The sequence below is a fragment of the Paenibacillus alvei DSM 29 genome (genome assembly GCF_000293805.1).
Lineage (GTDB): Bacteria > Bacillota > Bacilli > Paenibacillales > Paenibacillaceae > Paenibacillus_B > Paenibacillus_B alvei.
Genome location: NZ_AMBZ01000010.1, coordinates 95,763 through 112,312 on the forward strand (window position 1 = coordinate 95,763; position 16,550 = coordinate 112,312).

Annotated in this window: 13 protein-coding genes, 3 pseudogenes and 1 riboswitch; of the genes and pseudogenes, 2 read left to right on the forward strand and 14 right to left on the reverse strand. The window is 49.0% G+C overall.

The genetic code is table 11. The features are described 5' to 3' along the window. Positions 1–143 precede the first annotated feature (143 nt). The 5 genes and pseudogenes from PAV_RS26110 to PAV_RS26130 form a co-directional block, all read right to left on the reverse strand. Positions 144–985, reverse strand: a pseudogene (locus PAV_RS26110) (MetQ/NlpA family ABC transporter substrate-binding protein). A gap of 230 nt (positions 986–1,215) precedes the next feature. After that, the gene (locus PAV_RS26115) at positions 1,216–1,881 is read right to left on the reverse strand and encodes a methionine ABC transporter permease (RefSeq protein ID WP_005551092.1); all 666 of its coding nucleotides are present in this window, start codon (positions 1,879–1,881) and stop codon (positions 1,216–1,218) included. Next, positions 1,881–2,906 carry a methionine ABC transporter ATP-binding protein gene (locus PAV_RS26120; RefSeq protein WP_040736976.1) on the reverse strand — a complete coding sequence of 342 codons (1,026 nt, stop codon included), beginning with the start codon at positions 2,904–2,906 and terminating at the stop codon, positions 1,881–1,883. Before PAV_RS26120 ends, PAV_RS26115 begins: the two co-directional genes overlap by 1 nt. 253 nt (positions 2,907–3,159) lie before the next feature. Then, a riboswitch (SAM riboswitch) is annotated at positions 3,160–3,300 on the reverse strand. A gap of 77 nt (positions 3,301–3,377) precedes the next feature. Beyond that, entirely contained in the window at positions 3,378–4,073 is a 696-nt protein-coding gene (locus PAV_RS26125) for a Cthe_2314 family HEPN domain-containing protein (RefSeq protein WP_005551094.1), read from the reverse strand. Positions 4,074–4,078: 5 nt separating this feature from the next. Beyond that, positions 4,079–5,873, reverse strand: a pseudogene (locus PAV_RS26130) (UbiD family decarboxylase). 308 nt (positions 5,874–6,181) lie between these two features. On the opposite strand from PAV_RS26130, the gene PAV_RS37055 reads away from it, so the two are divergent. After that, a complete protein-coding gene (locus PAV_RS37055; RefSeq protein ID WP_005551097.1) occupies positions 6,182–6,316 on the forward strand; it encodes a hypothetical protein in 135 nt (44 codons plus the stop codon). A gap of 134 nt (positions 6,317–6,450) precedes the next feature. Here PAV_RS37055 and PAV_RS26135 read toward each other — a convergent pair. Both PAV_RS26135 and PAV_RS26140 read right to left on the reverse strand, forming a co-directional pair. After that, positions 6,451–7,361 (reverse strand): annotated as a pseudogene (locus PAV_RS26135) (COX15/CtaA family protein). Positions 7,362–7,712: 351 nt separating this feature from the next. Next, positions 7,713–8,051, reverse strand: a complete 339-nt coding sequence (locus PAV_RS26140) for a thioredoxin family protein (RefSeq protein WP_005551100.1) — start codon at positions 8,049–8,051, stop codon at positions 7,713–7,715. 226 nt (positions 8,052–8,277) lie between these two features. On the opposite strand from PAV_RS26140, the gene PAV_RS26145 reads away from it, so the two are divergent. Then, complete coding sequence (locus tag PAV_RS26145; protein ID WP_005551101.1) at positions 8,278–9,549, forward strand: DUF2515 family protein; 1,272 nt, start codon at positions 8,278–8,280, stop codon at positions 9,547–9,549. A 435-nt stretch (positions 9,550–9,984) separates the two neighbouring features. Here PAV_RS26145 and PAV_RS26150 read toward each other — a convergent pair whose 3' ends face one another. From PAV_RS26150 to PAV_RS26180, 7 genes are read right to left on the reverse strand one after another with little or no spacing between them, the layout of a single operon-like run. After that, the gene (locus tag PAV_RS26150; protein WP_005551102.1) at positions 9,985–11,595 is read right to left on the reverse strand and encodes an acyl CoA:acetate/3-ketoacid CoA transferase; all 1,611 of its coding nucleotides are present in this window, start codon (positions 11,593–11,595) and stop codon (positions 9,985–9,987) included. Beyond that, complete coding sequence (gene fabG / locus PAV_RS26155) at positions 11,592–12,335, reverse strand: 3-oxoacyl-ACP reductase FabG (RefSeq protein WP_005551103.1); 744 nt, start codon at positions 12,333–12,335, stop codon at positions 11,592–11,594. The genes PAV_RS26150 and fabG overlap by 4 nt, the downstream gene beginning before the upstream one ends. 20 nt (positions 12,336–12,355) lie before the next feature. Next, on the reverse strand, positions 12,356–13,306 hold the full coding sequence (phaZ, locus tag PAV_RS26160; protein WP_005551104.1) for an intracellular short-chain-length polyhydroxyalkanoate depolymerase: 951 nt from the start codon (positions 13,304–13,306) through the stop codon (positions 12,356–12,358). After that, a complete protein-coding gene (locus PAV_RS26165) occupies positions 13,303–14,367 on the reverse strand; it encodes a 3-oxoacyl-ACP synthase (protein ID WP_005551105.1) in 1,065 nt (354 codons plus the stop codon). The genes phaZ and PAV_RS26165 overlap by 4 nt, the downstream gene beginning before the upstream one ends. Continuing rightward, positions 14,354–14,653: a hypothetical protein gene (locus tag PAV_RS26170; RefSeq protein ID WP_005551106.1), complete on the reverse strand. Its 300-nt coding sequence runs from the start codon at positions 14,651–14,653 to the stop codon at positions 14,354–14,356. Before PAV_RS26170 ends, PAV_RS26165 begins: the two co-directional genes overlap by 14 nt. Continuing rightward, positions 14,650–15,666, reverse strand: a complete 1,017-nt coding sequence (locus PAV_RS26175; protein ID WP_005551107.1) for a branched-chain amino acid ABC transporter permease — start codon at positions 15,664–15,666, stop codon at positions 14,650–14,652. Before PAV_RS26175 ends, PAV_RS26170 begins: the two co-directional genes overlap by 4 nt. After that, positions 15,666–16,532, reverse strand: coding sequence for a branched-chain amino acid ABC transporter permease (locus PAV_RS26180; protein WP_040736928.1), 867 nt, complete (start codon positions 16,530–16,532; stop codon positions 15,666–15,668). Before PAV_RS26180 ends, PAV_RS26175 begins: the two co-directional genes overlap by 1 nt. Positions 16,533–16,550: the final 18 nt, after the last annotated feature.

Below are 16,550 nucleotides of genomic sequence, written 5' to 3' on the forward strand. Positions count from 1 at the left end.
CGAAGCTTCCTTACAGGAATCAGAAATACGACGCTTCCCATCTATCAGAGTGAAATAAAAAAGCCCTGAAAGAACCACCTTTCTCAAAAGGCAGCTTACTTTCAGGGCATTTGTTCATGGATTACTGAATCGACGCGCCATCATTAGAAGGCAGGGACGATTGCACCTTTGTACTTGTCTTCGATAAATTTCTTCACATCATCGGACTGCAAAGCAGCAAGCAATTTTTTCATTGCGTCGCTATCCTTGTTGTCATCGCGAGAAGTCAGGATGTTCGCGTATGGGGAATCTTTATCTTCAATGAACAACGCATCCTTCGTAGGATTCAAATTCGCTTGCAATGCATAGTTCGTATTAACAAGCGCAAAGTCTACTTCATCAAGCGTACGCGGCAGCATTGCAGCTTCCAACTCTTTAAACTTCAGATTTTTGGGTTTTCCGCAATATCGTTCACTGTCGCTTCAAGACCTACGCCATCTTTCAGCTTGATAAGTCCTTGCTTCTCCAGCAACAGCAGCGCACGCCCGCCATTTGTTGCGTCGTTCGGAATCGATACCGTTGCGCCATCTGCAATTTCGCTAACCGATTTAATCTTTTTGGAATAAGCGCCGAATGGTTCTACGTGAACATTGCCAACACTCACCAAATTATATCCCTTTGATTTCACTTCATTGTCCATGTACGGCTTATGCTGGAAGAAGTTCGCATCAAGCTGCTTCTCATGCACCTGTACGTTAGGCTGTACATAATCCGTAAACTCCTGAATTTCCAGATCAATTCCTTGTTCAGCCAGCTTTGGCTTAATATGATTCAAAATTTCCGCATGAGGTACCGGCGTTGCGCCTACGACAAGCTTCACTTTCTCCGTGCCAGACTTGCCTGCCTCACCAGAAGCGTTCGTGTTATCGCCAGTATTCTTGTTGCCGCAAGCAGCGAGCACCGCTACGAGCGTAATAAGCGTCAATACAAAAGTCCACTTTTTCATGTGATTCACTACTCCTTCCAAAATCCCCGTTTTGATTATATATTTGGTGTAAGTTGAAGCTCCCAAGAGCATGCTTCCATTAAGTATTAGGTATTGAGATGCAATTTATCATGTCATCCCGCCTAAAAATGATGAACACTCCCGATAATTCCAATTGTATTACTTGGATTATATCATACTTTGTGCTGTCGGCGACCACAAAATGACCGCCTCAGCACAATAATTTTTTATTATTTTCTCGTAAAGCGGCGAACGAACGCATCACCGATCCATTGCAGCACTTGCACGAGCACAATCATAATGATGATAGCAACAATCATCATTTCGAATTCATAACGATGGTATCCATAGCGAATCGCGAGATCACCGAGACCACCGCCGCCGATGAGACCTGACATTGCCGTATACGATACAAGTGTTACCGCAGTAATCGTTGTTCCTGCAATCAAGCCCGGCATTGCTTCTGGCAGCAGAACTCTGCATACAATTTGCCATGTAGATGCACCCATTGCCTGAGCCGCTTCAATCACGCCGCGGTCGACCTCGCGAAGCGAAGTCTCAACTAGCCGTGCGAAGAACGGTGCAGCCGCGATAACAAGCGGAGGAATGGTTCCTTCTACGCCGATAGATGTGCCTACAATAATACGCGTAATCGGTATGATAGCAATCATGAGAATAACGAACGGCACCGAGCGCAGCACATTTACAATGAACGACAGTACACTGTATACCAGCTTTCCACCAACACTCTTCGTGCGGCCTGTTAAATACAGGAGCACGCCAAGCGGCAGGCCGATGAGAAACGTGAACAAAACAGAGAAGAGCATCATTTGCAGCGTCTGTCCGGTTGCGGAGGACACATCGCTCCAATTGACAGTAGAGAAATCGAGCTTCATTACGCGATCACCTCCACTTCAAGACCTTGTGCCCGCAAAGATTGCAGCGATTGCTCCACAGCATCCGTGTCGCCGTCTAGGCGAACGACCAACTGCCCGTATGGAATATCCTTCATGCGAGAAATCGTCCCTTGCAGTATTGCGAAGCTGACTCCCGCTTCCGTTAGAATACGGTGCAGTACCGGTTCATACGTAACATCGCCAAGGTAGTTGATTTTAACAACACGGGAATGAGCCGCAGCCTGACTTTTGAAGGCAGCCCAAGGCTGAATATCTGCATCGCTGCGCTCTTCAAGAATGAACTCTCTCGTGACGGCATGCTGAGGCTTCAAGAATACGTCTACAACCTTGCCTTCCTCTGCAATCTTACCGCCATGGATGACTGCAACCTTGTCGCATATTGCCTGTATGACATGCATTTCGTGAGTGATCAGCACAATTGTAATCCCGAATTTGCGGTTAATATCCAGAAGCAAATCCAAGATTGCATTGGTCGTCTGCGGATCAAGCGCCGACGTAGCTTCATCACAGAGCAGTACCTTCGGATCATTCGCTAGCGCACGTGCAATGCCTACGCGCTGCTTTTGCCCCCCGGACAACTGGGACGGGTATTTGTTCTTGTGCTCCTCGAGCCCAACAAGCCGGATTAGCTCATTCACCTTTTCTTCCACTTTCCCCTTGGCTTTTCCCGCCAAGCGCATCGGGAAGGCAATATTGTCATATACCGTCGCTGAACTAAGCAGATTAAAATGCTGGAAAATCATCCCAACCTTGCGACGCTGCTGCTGAAGTGCGGACTTCGACAGCTTCGTCAAGTCAACTCCATCGACCTCAACTAGGCCAGTTGTAGGTCTTTCCAGCAGGTTAATGCTGCGGAGCAGCGTACTCTTACCTGCACCTGAGTGCCCAATAATACCATAGATTTCGCCTGCTTCAACAGTCAGGCTTACATCATCCAGCGCCAACAGGCCTTGTGCCTTGCCGCGCGAATCATATCGCTTGCTTATATGTTCCAAACGAATCAACGAATCGTCACCTTCCTCCATGCTTGCAATTCTTGAATAGGTAAGAGGGCAATTGCAATCTCCTATATCTATTCGTCTGCTGTATCCTCTCATGAACTGTGGCCGAATATACCATTTTGCTTAACTTTCTTCTTGGTGAATGTATCAGAAGCGGTTTGGCCTGCTATGCAAAAAGCCCCCTCTTGGCAGATGCCAAAAGGGGGCGGATACTCGGTATTCTGTAAAGAAACCAGATGGAAAATCGACTCTCCCTTTCTTATCTGCCAGAACATCATGTTCTGAAGGAATTAGCACCATTGACATCTTGCAATCGTATAACATTGTTATACATCCGGGTTGCAAGATCGGTTGCCGGGCTTCGCAGGGCCTGTCCCTCCGCCACTCTTGATAAGAACACAGTTATGAAATTAAATTGAGTATATAGCAGCAGGTGAAAGTTGTCAATTAACTTTTATTCCCTTTTCAATTCCATTACTTAACGGGAAGCAACCGAAATACAAGGGTCAGTGCCCCACACACCATCTCCAGGCCATGCTGCAAATCAGCTACGTTCGCCTGAATGTCCTCCAGCTGAATCTTGCCATTCAAACTGCGATGACGCTGCCATAAATCATCTTGCATTTCTGGGTTCATATGATGAATCTCCATATTGCGCCGCTTGCGCAACCGCTGAAGCGCATCCCCATGCCCCTCCTTCAGAGCCGTGAGAGCATGCTCCAACTCAGGATGCTGCCCCTTGAAGCGCAATTGGCGGAGCACCGTAAAATAAGAGAAATGATGCTTCACCTTCTCCGTTTCCAGTGCAAGAACATTATTCAGAAGCATTCCAAGCTTGTCCAAAATCGAAAATACGCGAATAAACCCATTTTTATAAAAATAGACATACCGGTAATAATCGTCCTGTTCGGCTTGCGTCATCTCTGCTTCATAATGCTTCGATACCCGATCGGCAAATTTGTCAGATGCGTATACGCTTTGCTCCAATTCGTCTAAGGAGGTCTTAATTCCGACCGTCCACACTTCCACCTTGCGCCAGAAGTGATCAGGATCGCCTGTACCTTCCATCTGACTGTGTACGGCTTCCAAATAATTGTCCATCTCTGCCATGGTATCCTTCAACATTCCACTGTCAACACGGGGCGGCTCCCCGAACAAGCTGCGCAGCATGGAATTCACCCCCGCTTAATTCCGTTTGGGAAATAGTCTTTCCAACGACGGTCGACCAATTCCACAATATCCTCACGCGGGAATAGTTCATCTGGATACCCCGGCTTCATGCGGGCATCGATAACGATTGGCAATTTATATGAGAGATGGTGATTACGGACTTCCATTGCCGCGTATATATCAGATGCGGGGTTAAAATCGCGTAAACACTGTCCACAAGAATGACAATTGAGTATTTGCCACCTGAGCATCGTCAACAAGGAAGACGAGCGGCCATTTCGTCTCTTGTGCAGCGAGACGCTGAAGCAGTCGTTCCGCCAGTTGCGGCTCTGCTTCATACGAAGCGCCGGACATCGTCAAGCAGCCGCGGCAAAATACAGCCACGTCGTTAATTTCGTCGATCGGGCCTTCTTCGTACGAGCCAGGCAATTCACGAACGACTTCACCAACCCCAAGCATGATGCCCTTGCTGCCATGATTCAGCTTATGCCCCGTATAGTCAAGTGTGTCATGGGACGTATTATTAATGACGTACAAATCCGTTTCTGGCTTGAAACGCTCCAGAACCGCTTCTGTAAGCTCTGCAAAGTTCTCCAAATCGACCGGCTGATCGGTCAGCATCAAGAACTTCGTCAAGCTGAGCTGGCCCTCGCCAAGAATGCGGAAGCCTGATAGTAGCGCTTCGCGAGAGTAGCTCTCCCGAACGACAGCTGCCGCCAGCGAGTGAACGCCTGTTTCTGGATATGGATGTACCTTGCGCACCGTTGGCATGACCATCGGGAACGCCGGCGACAACAATCTGACTAGGTACTCGCCTAGGTAATAATCTTCTTGACGCGGCTTGCCAACGATTGTAGCCGGGTAAATTGCATTTTTACGGTGATACATGTGTTTCACATTTAAGAATGGAAATTCATGTGCCCACGAGTAATAGCCGTAATGGTCGCCAAATGGCCCCTCCATGCGGCGTTCATGCGGTGGAACATAGCCTTGGATAACAAATTCTGCTTCCGCTGGGATACGATGTCCTTCGAAACCGCTGTCCACAACTGGAAGTCGTTCACCCATAACGAAGGATGCCATTAACAGCTCAGGCAGCTTCTCAGGCAATGGCGCAATTGCTGCCGCAATAAGAGCCGGCGGGCCGCCGACTATAACGGATACCGGAAGCGCTTCATTGCGCAGCTCTGCCTCATGATGATGGAAGCCGCCGCCCTTTTGAATCTGCCAGTGCACGCCAGTAGTCTGGTCATCATAAATTTGGATGCGATACATGCCGAGATTGTGATCGGCGCTCTTCAGAACCGGATGTTCCGTATATACAAGCGGAAGCGTGATGAACGGTCCGCCATCCAGCTGCCAGCTCGTTAAGGCCGGCAAACCGTGCATCGGCTTGTCCGTACGCTTCACTGCCATAATCGGAGCTTGGGAGGCAGATACATTCTTCATGCCGACCTTCATCAGGCTGAACAGCTCCTTAACCGTTGAGCGCTCTTCCCACAACTTTTTCGGAGACGGGGGCATAAGACGGTTTACGGCTTCTACGCACTTATTGGCGAATTGTTCTGGACGCGTTCCGAAAGCCATATCTACCCGGCGCATCGTACCGAACAGGTTCGTCGTCACTGCAAATGGGCTGCCCTTCACATTCGTGAACAAGAGCGCAGGGCCAGCCTCTTCTATGACGCGCCGATGAATTTCTGCTATTTCCAAATACGGATCTACTTCCGTTTCAATAACGACTAGGTCATTCTCACGCTTCAGTGTGTCGACAAAGTCGCGAATATTCGTAAATGACAACTACGAGCCCTCCTTGAAAAAATAAGCATATCTGTGCTGCTGTTCATTAACAGTTACGTGGATGCCGCACGATGTCTGCAAAAAATTGCATTTACAAACGAAACGGCATTTATGAAATTGAAAACTTCCTCTCCTGTAGTATAGCTGTTTTTGAAGTGAACCTAAAGCCTGACTGGACAGACAACTTGCAACATTATTACGACATTGTAAGATAGCCGTAAGCCGATTGCATGGTACGAGCGGGATATTGCATGTACAATGAGGACATCAAAGGGATCACAAGCAAAATTAACAGGAGGTAGATTGACATGAAAAACAACAATACAGCGGTCGTAAGCAAGCCTTGGAATGTTCGCTGGTTGGCAGCAGCAAAAGCAGCAGCATCCATCGTATTGCTTGGTGCGCACTCCAATGAAACTCAGCAAGTGAAGGAAGGCGCTTAATTCAATGAATGTGTATCTGAGAAAAAGAAGCAGCTCGCTTATCCCTCGCTGACAATCCGCATTGTCCACCATTAAGCGATCTGCTTCTTTAATTTATACACACAATTCAAGCTACTAACTCACTTGTACTTTTTCTATTTCCCTACAGAAGCGGAAGCCCCGCCATTCGTCCATTCCTGCTTACGACGCAATTGCCATACACGCACACTCATATAACACAACACACTGAACAAGCCGCAAATTAATACCGTATGTAATAAGCTTGCAAAGAGGAATAAATCTGGGTTCGTGATCGTGCTGGCCACGACTGCACCGCTTGCAATTTGGGCTGCGCATAAAATAAGCGCCCATATGCCGCACAGTTGAATCTCTCGATTGTCCTTGTGACTATGGTAAGCAAAATGAGACATAATCGCGATGACGACAAACAATAATGCTGCGGCGACACGATGCATGAAAGCAATCCCCGTTCCCCCGACAGCTCCGGAATCCATTCGCCGTTGCATAGCGGCCATCCCATACACGCCCCCGAAGAATCCGTATGTCTGACAAATGCGCCCACATAAATCACGATGTAGGTATACAGAAGAGTAAACCATACTCCATATCGAAACTCTGCACGAATAAAGCTGTCGGCCGACACCGCCCCACTGCCTCGTTCATAACGCCGTGCCACTACGCTCATCATAAAGGAAGAGGCGAAGGCCAGCAGTGAGAAGCCGAAGTGAAGCGCCATAACAGGCGGAGACTGAGTATAGACTACCGCAAGCGCTCCCATAATTGCTTGGATAACGGTGAATAACAAGGTGAGTGAAGAGTAGCACAGCGCCTCACGATGATGCTTCGCATAGCGAATAACGTAAATGAACAAGGCCAGAACAAGCAATCCCACAACACCTGTCACAGATCGGTGAGAATATTCGATCATGGATTCGATCGTATATGCCGGAACAAACTTGCCATTGCATAGTGGCCAATCCGTGCCGCAGCCACTTCCGGAGCCTGTCTTCGTAACAAGCGCTCCGTTTAACACTACGATAAACATACCGATGCAAACCGCGTAAGATAACCGCTTCAATATACGGTAGATGTTCCCGTTCACTAGTTTCACCTGACCCGTTGTTCAATTTTTTACCATTACAAATTATGAAAACAGTTCCAATCGTCCTCCATTATACAAGATTTCCTAGCTGAATGTACGGCTAAATTGTGACAAATATTACATCTTCCTTATGAAAAGCTGCCTCTAGGTTTTTCCACAAAGAACACAGATAGCTGATGAGCTCGGATACCGGTTTCATTTTTTCGGAATTACCCGCCTTCTTACGATAAGAAAAACCGTCCCAATCAATGAAGATGGGACGGTTCTTATATGTGCACTATTGACGATATTTTGTTATATTGCAGCAGATACAGCTATTGCCCGATCAACGAACTGCTCGATTTCTGTACGAGTCTTGCGCAGCTTGTTCACAAAGCGAATGGTTTCCTTGCCGCCTTTAAAGGCTACGAAGCTTGGGATACCCAAAATATGATATTGCTGTGCAACATCAAGAAGCTTCTCGGAATCGATTTCAACGAATGTCACCTTACCTGCGTAGTTGGCCTCAACTTCAGGCATGAAAGGATCGATAAAATGGCAATCTGGGCACCAGGATGTTTTAAATACGGCTACAACCGGCTCCTCTTGCGAGATGACCTCATTGAAACGCTCAACTGTTTCTATTCTTTCCATACACGCTTCACTCCCAACTAATTCACGAAATCAAACATAGAACTTCTATTTCCTACTCTCAGCAGGTGCACTTCGAATACTTCCTGCTTTCTTGAACTTATAACATTTGGAGAATAGAAAAGTCAAACTGCGCACATGAACGTCTACGCCTGTTTTTGGGCATACTATGAAGAAAATCATTGAATTCGGTCACGTATCGTCGTCTCGAAATGGAGGGGAACAATCGATGCTGTCCAACTTTTCCAAGCGGATGCGCCATGCGGTAGAGCTTATGCGCCACACGTTCGATACGGCATACAGTGTCGTTCGTTCAACTTGGAATGAACTATATCAACAAGTTGTACATTGGCGGGAGCGCCCATCCCTTGATTGGAATCGCGCAGCAGCCAAGCGAGCAGAAGAACAGGCCAGCAGACTGCTGAATGAGAAGATTCGCCAACATGGAACTGTCAGTGTCTTCCGAGATCGAGGAGATGCAGAATTTTCACCGGAAGAATGGAAACTCATTCGGCAAATTCAAAACTCCGTGCGTACATCCAACCGCAACAACATTTCTCGTACTGCAGCCTATGGACGGATCTATCAATCCTACCCCGAATTGCATTGGGCTTTGCTCGCACATATGGTCTCTCGTAATGGTGGCTGGAGCATGACCGATCTGCAGGGCGAATGGCTGCCGCGCATAATGAATGCGAACCATAGACTATGGACGTATCGCGTGCTGGAGCGCTCAAATGCGCTCATTTTTCACGATGCATATCCACAGTTGCTCCTGTATGCAGCGAGCCGCCGTGCTGGGAAAAGCCTGTTCCACCTCCTCCCGGCCTTCGGCGTATCTTCGTTCATGACCCCATTCTGGGATGGCTTTTGGGTGCAGCAGACAAGTTCGCTGCTCACGACGGCACTTATCATTAACGAACAGAACGTAATTGAAGGCAGAGTGATACAAAACCCTACATATCGCGCACACGTACTTAATGAATGGGACTTTCAACTGCATGGGTGGATGCAAATGAATCAGGTTATTTTCCCGCTCGGCGTGCCTTCGCCGCGAGAAGAGGAGGCGGTTTCGCTCGTCGGGTTAAATCTTGGAAACTTTACGGACTTGGATGAACGGATTACCTTTGGCAAAAAGCTGTATGCGCTATTGCTACACACCCCTCATATTTATAACGGTGCTGTTCGATTTATGAGAGCTGTTCCGCATACTGGATCACGGGCAGATTATTGGCCACATCGCTTTGTCAAGCATACTGCCCCATCTGACAAGCCTGAACTGTCTCGTTCACACCGCGCATACAGCCCAACCTTAATCGATGTATGGAAGGACGAACCTGCCCGGCAAATTGAAGAGGGCGATTGGTTCATAGATGAGCGTATGTACCAGCATCTTCAACCGATACAGCCTCCTATGCAGGCTGATATGACTAGCTCACATGATCGGATGTGGCGGGAGACCGCATCGCTCGCTGGCTTCATTCATCCGGGTAAGAGCTGACGAAACAGCTTCCTTTCGATTTGAGCAATAAAGGACACTTCCCCAAAAGTGTCCTTTTCTGTTCATACCGCTGATTCCACGTATTCATCCGGTTTAATGCTTTCATACCGCGCAAATGCACGTTTGAAAGAATATACGTTATACGGATCGTTAAAGAATTCAATAAAGTGTGAGAAACCAACCCGTTCGTATCCTTAAATGAGAAAAAGAGCTTTCCCGGGAAATAATCCTGAAAAGCGATGATTATCCCATACATCGAACTATAACTAAATATAAAAATATGAAGTAGAACGGGAAGCTTTATAAGGTAAAGCTGAGCTGAGGGCAGTAAATTATGAGCAAAAGATCGAGTTTGGGCACAAATGGTCCCCCTAACTCGACCTTTTCAAATCCAGATATCATTTTATAGATAATAGCCAACTTGCTTGTGAGACTTCACTGTTGAAACAAGCTCTCCTCCATCCACTTTAGCTGTGGGCTTATACGAGGCACAATGTCCATGTTGGCTAAGAGATCCTTTTCCAACGAGATGCCCTTTGCGATCTCGATAAGTTCCAATTCACCCGCATGCAAGCGGAACACGGCTCGTTCTGTTACATACAGCACTTCAATGCCGCGTTGTTCCGCATAATCTGCACAAAATGTAAGATGCTCAACCTGTTTGACGAACTTGCGGAATCGCCCTTCCTGTAGAATACGCAGCCCCCCATCAGCCAATTCCACCTTAAGCCCGCCAGCGGTAAAGGTGGAGCAGAAGACAAGCCGCTTCGCATTTTGACTAATATTAATAAAGCCACCGCAGCCGGTCAGCTTGCCGCCATACAGACTGACATTCACATTCCCGCATCCGTCCGCCTCTGCCATTCCCAAACAGGCCACATCAATACCGCCCCCATCGAAGAAATCGAATTGTGCCGGCTGATCGATAACCGCTTCTGCAAAGGCTGATGCACCGAAGCTCAAGCCTCTGGCGGGGATTCCCCCTACAGGTCCTGATTCAAGCAGCATCGTCATATCCATCCGGCCGGACTCAAGCGCTGCATAGCCGACTCCCTCCGGGAGTCCAATGCCAAGGTTAACAACACTGTGCGGAGGGATTTCCATTAGGGTACGCCGTGCAATAACAAGACGCTCGTCTCGCGCCATCGGAGTCACATACGCAGAGGATGACTCGGGTTCAGCATCGCCCGCATATGCAGGATTGTATTCCTCAGCGAACGTCATCGCATGTTCCTCTGGAGCAGCAACGACAACAGCATCGATCAGCATGCCTGGGACCACTACCTGCTTCGAATGGAGGGCTCCTTTTGGCACTACGCGCTCTACTTGGGCAATCACAATCCCTCCGCTATTCCGTGCAGCTTGCGCAAGAGCCAGCATCTCCAATGTTACCGCCTCTCGCTCCATCGAAATATTGCCCCGCTCGTCTGCCGAAGTGCCGCGTATGAATGCACAATGAATCGGGAAGGCTCGATAAAAAAGTTGCTCTTGTCCCCCGAGCTGCACCACCTCTACCAGTTCCTCTTCCGTCCTCGCATTCAATCTTCCTCCGCCATTCCTTGGGTCAACGAAGGTATGAAGCCCGACATGAGTTAACGTTCCTGCCCGGCCTGCGGCAATATCGCGATAGAGATGCACGATTACACCCTGCGGAAGATTGTATGCTTCGATGCGGTTATCGAGCGCAAGCGCACCCAGACGCGGTGCGAGCCCCCAATGCCCTCCAATAACCCGCTTCACCATTCCTTCATGCGCAAGATGATTAGCACCGCGCACAGCACCATCGCCTTGCCCTGCTGCATAGACAACCGTAAGCCCAATTGGTGCAGCCTCGTTCAAGAAGCGGCGCTCGAGCGCTGACGTCAGCGCTTCAGGATTCGCGCATCCGGCAAAGCCGCCTACCGCAACTGTTGCATGATCAGCAATGAGCGCCACTGCTTCATCTGCACTCATGACACGTGTCCCGCAACGTGAAGCGCGCTGTTGATTGCCTCCTTGATCGATCCGATTACCTGCCAAGCTGAGATGAGCGTCTACTCCATTCAAATGGACAACCCTCCGTTCACTTCCAGCACCGTTCCGTTCACATAATCAGCCGCATCTGACGCCAGGAACAGATACGCCTGTGCAACATCAACTGGCTGTCCTAGACGACGCAGCGGCACTTTATCGCGCATGCCTTCAATGATTTTTTCAGGCATTTTTGCCACCATTTCTGTAGCAATGAAGCCCGGTGCAACTGCATTGACGCATATGCCTTTATAGCCTAGCTCGCGGGCCCATGTACGCGTCATGCCAATAACGCCTGCTTTCGTTGCTGCATAGTTGGTCTGCCCAATATTGCCTTGAACGCCAACGATTGATGAGGTGTTAATAATTTTGCCCTTGCCTTGTGCAGCCATATAAGGGGCGGCGTGCCGGGTGCATAAGAATACTCCGTTCAAATTCACATTAATTACATCCTGCCATTGCTCGGGAGTCATTTTCAACAGCATCGCATCACGCGTGATTCCGGCATTGTTAATCAATATATCGATACCGCCAAACTGCGCAACCGCCTGCTCCATCAGCTGCCGCACACTTTCCTCATCAGCTACATTGGTCTTTACGAATAATGAGCGATCACGCTGTTCGCTCGCCAGTCCTTCAATCACTTGCTGTCCTGCCGCCTCATTGAAATCAGCGATGACAACATTCGCCTCTTCCTCAAGAAATAAGCGGGTCGCCGCAAGTCCAATCCCATTTGCGCCGCCTGTAATAATTGCCGTTTTCCCTGTAAGCTTCATGATTAATCTCCTCTCTCCCTTCATTCTGAATGGCCAACTGAGGCAGCTGGGGCAGTTGAAGCTTCCGGTGCTGCATCTGATGTTGATGTCAAGAAAGACTCCATCTCATGCAACAGCTGTGCAGAATCATCAACTAACGGAGAATGTCCACATCCCGATAAGGAAATGAACTCCGCTATGTCTCCCAAATCGGCCAGCGTCTCTTTCGTCATCGCCTCAGTAATGACGAAATCATGCACGCCCCGCAGAACTAAGACAGGGACTTTTATTCGCTTCACTGCCCCGCTTCCCGCTGATGCCTCGTGATCGAATACGCTTACGTTAAAGGTGTTCAGAGCATGATACACGTCCATCAGATTGCGCTGCGTCAAAATATCGTCTAAATAGGTTTCGTATCGCGTCTCATCCGGCTGATTGCGATCATAGATGACAGCCTCATACAGCTGCTTCATAAACTGGCGATCCCGGCGCATATTCGCAGATTGAATAAGTTTATTGCGAGTCAGTGATCGAATGCCCTCTATCGTCGTAATACGACGTGTAACATCAGGCAAGCCGTTCGCTCCATCCTCATAGAATGGATAACCGCGCGTCGAGACACTTGCCAGCAGCACCAGCCGTGATATATCTTCTGGATAAGCGGCGGCATATTCCATTGCCACCCCGCCGCCAGTCGACCAGCCGACAAGAGCAAAACGAGTTAAACCGAGCATATCAGCCCATTGCTTCACATCTGCTGCGAAATCAGACAGGGATTCAATCGGTGTATGATAGGTGGAAATCCCAAATCCACGGAGGTCGACTGCATATAGCTTATATCCCGGATCCATCTGTTCCAGCACAACGTCCCAGTGGCAGGAAGAATTCATATTGCCATGAATCAGCACGACAACTTCATCGCCACCGTCTCGTTCACGGTATCCGAGCGTTTCCCCATTCGGCAATTCAACAGATTTCAATTGAACCTTCATGATGCTCGATCCCCCCATCGTAAAGTAAGTGCCCCCCATGCATAGCCGATGCCCGCAGCTGCCAGTACAACAATGCTGCCTGGTTGAATCAACTTGCGGTTTACGCCTAATTCAATACATACTATCGGATCGAATTGACCGATATGTCCATAGTCCTCTAAATAAACGGAACGGTCTTCGGGAATCCCCAGGAAACGCAGCACGAATTCATGCGCGGATCGCTTCATATGAAGCAAGCCGATGAAATCAATATCCGAGATCAGGTATCCGCTTCCCTGAATCGCCTGCTCCACCACTTGGGTGAACCGCTGCATCGATACCGCATCAAGCCGAGATTTCATTTGCTCTGGATCAGGTACACGGAAACAAGCCTGCCCTTGAGCCAGAAGCTCTGCCGTCAATGGCTGCTTCGTTCCTCCGGCTTGAATAATGACATCCTTCGCAAATGATCCGTCCGTAATCATTGCCGAATCCAACACCTCAGGATACGAAGACCCCGCCCCCCGCTGCAGCAGCATCGCCCCGCCGCCCGCACCTAGATTCGCCATAAAGCGTGTGTTCGGATCCGTTAAGTCAATCAGGTCGCCATTGCGATAACCGCCTGCAAGCAGCACAGTCCGAATGCGGGAATCTCCCAGCATCATCGACTTCGCTGTCTGAACAGCCATAATTGCCGTACAGCATCGTGAGCCCATATCGAAGCCCCACGCCTTGACAGCTCCAATCTCATGCTGCAGATGAAGGGCTGCCGTCCATACTGGGTATTCCTTATATTCTTCACCGATATAAATAATGAGATCAATATCCTCAGGTGCGATATGGGCACGTCGTATCGCTTCCTTCGCTGCTGCCACCCCCATTGCACAGGGATGGTCATCAGGCCCTGGAACAGGCTTCTGCCTAATTCCCAGCTTCGACTCCACAATATGCTGCGGGATGCCTGATGCTTCCGCGATGTCGCCACTGGTCATTTTCTGCTCAGGGATGTAAGTCCCTACAGACAACAGTCGGATGATCGACTGTTCATTCATTTCGCTTTCCTTCATTTCATTCTCGTTCATGCGCTTCGTTCCCCCGCTTCATCATCAGTTGCATAAAGCCTACCGCTTCCTCCCATGAAGCAACGGTCTGCTCTTCCTGGCCTTGCACATAAGTAATCCGGATGCGCCAGTCGCCTGCCCCATCCGCATCCTGCCGTACCCGGCAGCGGACGACAAAAGAACCGACGGTCGATGTATCCTCTAGCAAGCGGCTGCAACAATGGAGGCTGCTTCCATCGTGAGGCTCTAGATGCATATTCTCGTTGGAATGTCCAGCAGATGCTCCATTTCGATTATGAGAAGTCACCCTGTCCCCTCCTTCCCATACTCAGCTGCTGTCTCTGTATGAGACGATGAGACTCTCCTTCCCTTTCGCTTCATCCACCATAAGCGGAGCGTGCCTGTAATACCGGCTGGGAAGATGAGCACCACAACAATATAGAGAAGGCCAAAGAAAATGATCCATCTCTCGAATATGGGATGAAACTTGGCCAACTCGGTTAAACCATGATGCGCCCATTCAATAATTGCGGAGCCAATAATCGCTCCGAATAATGTGCCTACCCCGCCGATAATCGTCATCAGCAGTGCATTCAAGGTCATATCCATCGCAAATACTGTCGTATTTACGAATCGCAATGTCAGCACATACATCGAGCCGCTAATGCTGGCCACAATACCTGCGACTACACTCGCAAACACCTTGTAGTGAATAATCTCATAGCCGAGTGAGGCGGTTCGCTGTTCATTTTCACGAATCGCAACCAATACTCGCCCGACCGGTGATTGTGTAAATCTGCGGAGCAGCATGTAAATGACGACCATCACCACCAGCGATACCATATAAAGCACCGTCCGATCCTTCAGCTCCGCTGGTATTGGAAATGTGAAGCCGTCATTTCCTCGCGTCAGAGTCCGCCACTTCTCCGCCAGAACAAGCAGCAAGCCCGAAAAAGCCAACGTAAGCATCGCATAAAAGTGGTTTTTCAAACGTAGAGAGAGCATTCCTACTATATAACTGAGCAGCGCCGATAGGACTACACCTGCAGCAATCGAAAGCAGCAATACTCCGATGTTGGCTCCCATACGATCCAGCATGATACCGCTCGAATAAGCGCCAATCCCGAAGAACATACAATGACCGAATGAGACAATCCCTGTGTAGCCTAGTAAAATATCGTAGCTCATCGCAAAAACCGCAAATATGCAAATTTGCGTCATCATAATGAGAAAGCTGCGAGAATCATTGATCCATGGCAGAACGGCAAGTACGACAACGAGCAGAAGGAACCATCTCGTTCCGATATTGGTGCTTCTCATTACGTTCCCCCCTTCGCCCCGAACAAGCCTGACGGCTTAATGAGCAGGACAATTACCATTAACAGCATATTGCCCGCAAGTGACAGATCCGGTACATAATAAGCCATAAATGCCCCAGACAACCCGACCAGCAGCGCCGCAAGTGCAGAGCCTTGAATGCTTCCCATACCGCCAATGACCACGACGATGAAGGCGAGAATCGCAAATTGCATGCCCATCTCGGCAAATATCACGCCTGAATAAGGAGCGAGCAGCACCCCTCCCAGGGCGGCTAAACCAGCCCCAACCATAAATACAAGCGTGAATACGCGCCGAATTGGAATGCCGAGTGCTTGAACCATTTCCGGATTCATGACGCCTGCACGAACAATTAGACCTATCTTCGTACGTTTTAATATAAATAGAAGTCCACCATAGACAAGCGCGCCTACAACAATGATAAAAAGTCGGTATTTGATGAAAATGATCCCTTGGACTTCCCAGCTTCCACTGAGTAGGGGCGGAGCGTCTGCCTTAAGCGGATTCGGTCCAAACACGACCTTAAGCAGCTCGCTCAACACAAGCATGACGCCTAACGTGACCAGAATCTGCTGCACATGATTGCCGTACACAGGACGGATGACAATGCGCTCCATCAGGAAGCCTAGCAGCATGCCAGCTAGTATCGCTCCCACAATCGCTAGGACGAATGATCCTGTAGCGGCGTACAGCCACACTCCCGTATAGGCCCCCCATGCAAACAAGCCTCCATGTGCAAAATTGAGCACGCTCATAAGTCCAAATATTAATGTCAATCCCGACGCAAGCAGGAAGACGAGCATTCCGGTCGCTAGCCCATTGACAATCAGATTGATGAACCCGTTCAATACATACTCCCTCCTCTC

Bases quoted from the DNA above. Each gene is read 5' to 3' on its own strand.
- PAV_RS26165 (WP_005551105.1), bottom strand. From the start codon at position 14,367: ATGAACGAGAATGAAATGAAGGAAAGCGAAATGAATGAACAGTCGATC.
- PAV_RS26115 (WP_005551092.1), bottom strand. From the start codon at position 1,881: ATGAAGCTCGATTTCTCTACTGTCAATTGGAGCGATGTGTCCTCCGCA.
- phaZ (WP_005551104.1), bottom strand. From the start codon at position 13,306: ATGAAGGTTCAATTGAAATCTGTTGAATTGCCGAATGGGGAAACGCTC.
- PAV_RS26125 (WP_005551094.1), bottom strand. From the start codon at position 4,073: ATGCTGCGCAGCTTGTTCGGGGAGCCGCCCCGTGTTGACAGTGGAATG.
- PAV_RS26145 (WP_005551101.1), top strand. From the start codon at position 8,278: ATGCTGTCCAACTTTTCCAAGCGGATGCGCCATGCGGTAGAGCTTATG.
- PAV_RS26140 (WP_005551100.1), bottom strand. From the start codon at position 8,051: ATGGAAAGAATAGAAACAGTTGAGCGTTTCAATGAGGTCATCTCGCAA.
- PAV_RS26175 (WP_005551107.1), bottom strand. From the start codon at position 15,666: ATGAGAAGCACCAATATCGGAACGAGATGGTTCCTTCTGCTCGTTGTC.
- fabG (WP_005551103.1), bottom strand. From the start codon at position 12,335: ATGAAGCTTACAGGGAAAACGGCAATTATTACAGGCGGCGCAAATGGG.
- PAV_RS37055 (WP_005551097.1), top strand. From the start codon at position 6,182: ATGAAAAACAACAATACAGCGGTCGTAAGCAAGCCTTGGAATGTTCGC.